Genomic DNA, 1,500 nt, shown 5'->3' on the forward strand with positions numbered 1-1,500 from the left:
TCCATACCTTTCTTCGTGGGTTGATCGCGGTCATTCGTAAGATCGGGACACCCAGGGATGCCGGGTGTGGCTGTCATGGCGTTGCCGCATTCGTGGCTCAAAGAGATTGGCCGCTCGGCATCCCGCGACGACTCGACTGCTGATTGGGATGCGCGAACCGAATCGCTTGTATGGACGTGACAGCGAGGTCGTCTGCTGGGGCAGCACAGAAGATCGACGAAGGAGGGTCTGGTGCCCGAACTGTGGGCGGGGACGGATGCGGGCAAGGCCGAACATCACTGCACCGCGATCGACGCGGACGGCACGAAGGTGCTCTCGCGCCGCGTGCCAAACAGCGAGGACGAGCTGCTGCAACTCCTCAGCGACGTCTTGGACCTGGCCGACGGCGACCCCGTCACCTGGGCGGTTGACCTCAACGCCGGCGGTGCCGCGCTGTGGATCGCCCTGCTGGTCAACCACGGACAGCGGCTGTTCTACATCCCCGGCCGGGCGGTCCATCACGCTTCCGGGGCCTACCGGGGCAGCGGCAAGACGGACGCGAAGGACGCTTTCGTCATCGCCGACCAGGCGCGGATGCGCCGCGACCTCCAGCCCTTGCAGGAGACCAGCGAGATCGCGGTCGACCTGAAGATCCTCACCGCCCGCCGCATGGACCTGTCCGCCGACCGCACCAGGGCGATCAACCGGCTCCGCGCACAGATTCTGGAGTACTTCCCCGCCCTGGAACGGGCCTTGGACTACAGCGCCTCCAAGGCCGCGCTCATCCTGCTGACCGGGTACCAGACCCCGGCCGCCCTGCGCAGGATCGGCCGGACCCGGCTCACCACCTGGCTCAAGAACCACGGCGTGCGCGCCCTGAACATCGCCAAAAGCGCCGCCGACGCCGCGGTCACCGCCGCCGAGGCCCAGTTCACCGCCGTTCCCGGTGAGAAGACCGCCGCGAAGATGGCCCACACCCTGGCCAGGGAGGTGATGGCCCTCGATGAGGAGATCTCCGAGCTCAACGCCCTCATCGAGGGCCGGTTTCGCGAGCATCCCGACGCAGAGGTAATCACCAGCATGCCCGGCGTCGGCGACATGCTCGGGGCGGAGTTCATCGCCGCGACCGGCGGCGACATGGCCGCCTACGGCAGCCCAGACCGACTCGCCGGCGTCGCCGGACTCGCCCCGGTCCCCCGTGACTCGGGCAAGGTCAGCGGCAACCTGCGCAGGCCCAGGCGCTACAGCCGTCGGCTCCTGCGGATGTTCTACCTCTCCGCGCAGGTGGCCAGCGTGTACTGCCCCCAGTCCAAGACCTTCTACCAGCGCAAACGCGCCGAGGGAAAGTCTCACAAGCAGGCCGTTCTCGCGCTGGCCAGACGCCGCCTGAACGTGCTCTGGGCCCTGATACGTGACCACCGGACCTTCGAAGCCGTCACGCCTCAACCCGCTGTTGCCGCAGCGGCATGACCTGGTCACAAGGCGTCACCACCCCGGCTTGACACCATGATTGGGAATCTC

General features: G+C 67.4%; 1 protein-coding gene. It reads left to right on the forward strand.

All coding sequences use genetic code 11. The features are described from left to right. The first annotated feature begins 231 nt into the window (after positions 1-231). Positions 232-1,449, forward strand: a complete 1,218-nt coding sequence (locus tag ACFCZF_RS40855) for an IS110 family transposase (RefSeq protein WP_376675989.1) — start codon at positions 232-234, stop codon at positions 1,447-1,449. Positions 1,450-1,500: the final 51 nt, after the last annotated feature.

Source organism: Streptomyces sp. NPDC056296, from assembly GCF_042268605.1.
In the GTDB taxonomy this organism is placed as follows: Bacteria; Actinomycetota; Actinomycetes; order Streptomycetales; family Streptomycetaceae; genus Streptomyces.